The organism is Thermovirga sp. (genome assembly GCA_012523215.1).
In the GTDB taxonomy this organism is placed as follows: Bacteria; Synergistota; Synergistia; order Synergistales; family Thermovirgaceae; genus 58-81.
Genome location: JAAYIZ010000066.1, coordinates 1 through 1,566, shown reverse-complemented (window position 1 = coordinate 1,566; position 1,566 = coordinate 1). Strand labels below are relative to the sequence as shown.

The following is a 1,566-nucleotide window of genomic DNA, read 5'->3' as shown; positions in this document are numbered from 1 at the left end:
TTTTTACCCAAGATCTCACTCACATCGATCCCCGCGCAGAAATTGCGCCCGGCTCCCCTGACGAGGACCACCCTGGTTTTGGGACAGGAATCCAGTTCGCTGAAAGCGGCCAGGAGTTCCTCCGCCATCGGGCTGTCAAAAGCGTTCATTTTCTCCGGCCTGTTAAGGGTAACACTGGCGACATGATCCTCGCCCCTTTCAACGATCAGCCTTGAATATTCCATCCGCTGCACCTCCCGATAAAAAAAAGATTCTTACCAATTGGGCCACCCAAACCAACTTATTGCAAAGGGTGCTCCCGGTCAACCCACGTCACCTCGGCTATTTAAAGGGGCAGGATTTTGAATGGCGACAAAGGGGAGGCCTCGCTCACCGACGGGGCCTCCCCTTTCACGATTCAACCCATGGGATAGGAACGTTGCTCTTTCTAACTGAGCACCTCCCGCACCGCCTCCAGGGCCTTGTCAATCTCTTCCCTGGTTATCACCAGCGGGGGGGCGAACCGGATAATCCAGTCGTGGGTCTCCTTGCAGAGCAGGCCCTTGTCTTTCAGGGCTGTCGTGTACTTTCTGGCCTTGCCGGCGGATTCCTCCAGGACGATCGCGATCAGGAGGCCCTTACCCCTGATTTGTTTTATCTTGGGGGACTTGATAGCCTTCAAGCCTTCCATAAAGTACGCGCCGAGCTCGGTGGCCCTTTCGGACATTTTTTCATCGATGAGCACATCGAGGGCCTCGTTGGCGACGGCGCAGGCAAGGGGATTGCCCCCGAAGGTCGAGCCATGGCTGCCCGGTTGAAAAACTCCGAGGACTTCTTTGTCAGCGGCCACCGCCGACACGGGGAAAACACCGCCCCCGAGGGCCTTACCCATGATGATTATGTCGGGGTCCACGTCCTCATGCTGAAAGGCGAAGATTTTTCCAGTCCGGCAGAGGCCCGTCTGGATCTCGTCGACGGCCAGGAGCACGTTGTTCTCCCGGGCAATCTTCTCCAACCCCTTGAGGAACCCTTCGCTGGGCACCGCGACACCCGCCTCTCCTTGGATGGGCTCCACGAGGATCCCCACGGTGTTCTTGTTGACGGCCTTCCTGGCGGCCTCGAGGTTATCATAGGGAACCACCACGAAACCGGGGGTGAAGGGACCGTAATTGTCCTTTGCTATGGGGTCGACCGAAAAGGACACTATGGTCACGGTGCGGCCGTGGAAATTGTCCTCGAAGACGATGATCTCGGCCTTGTCCTTCTCAACACCCTTCACCAGGTAGCCCCACTTGCGCATGGTCTTTATGGCCGTCTCTACGGCCTCCGCTCCGGTGTTCATGGGGAGGATCATGTCTTTACCGGTAAGCCCCGACAGTTTTTTCGCGAAGAGGGGCCATTGATCACTGTAGAAGGCCCTGGACGTAAGGGTGAGCTCATCGGCCTGGTCCTTGAGAGCTTTGATGATTCTTGGGTGACGATGCCCCTGGTTGACGGCCGAATAGGCCGAAAGCATATCCATGTATCGACGTCCCTCGGGATCTTCCACCCAGATCCCCTCGGCCTTGGTGATAACCACCTCGAGGG

General features: G+C 57.3%; 2 protein-coding genes. Both read right to left on the bottom strand.

The window, feature by feature from the left end; all coding sequences use genetic code 11:
* Nucleotides 1–224, bottom strand: a 224-nt coding sequence (locus GX108_02100) for an enoyl-CoA hydratase/isomerase family protein (GenBank protein NLO55839.1), incomplete at its 3' end; no start/stop codon positions are given.
* Between the two features lie 203 nt (nucleotides 225–427).
* The coding region (gene rocD, locus GX108_02095; protein ID NLO55838.1) for an ornithine--oxo-acid transaminase at nucleotides 428–1,566 on the bottom strand (1,139 nt) is incomplete at its 5' end.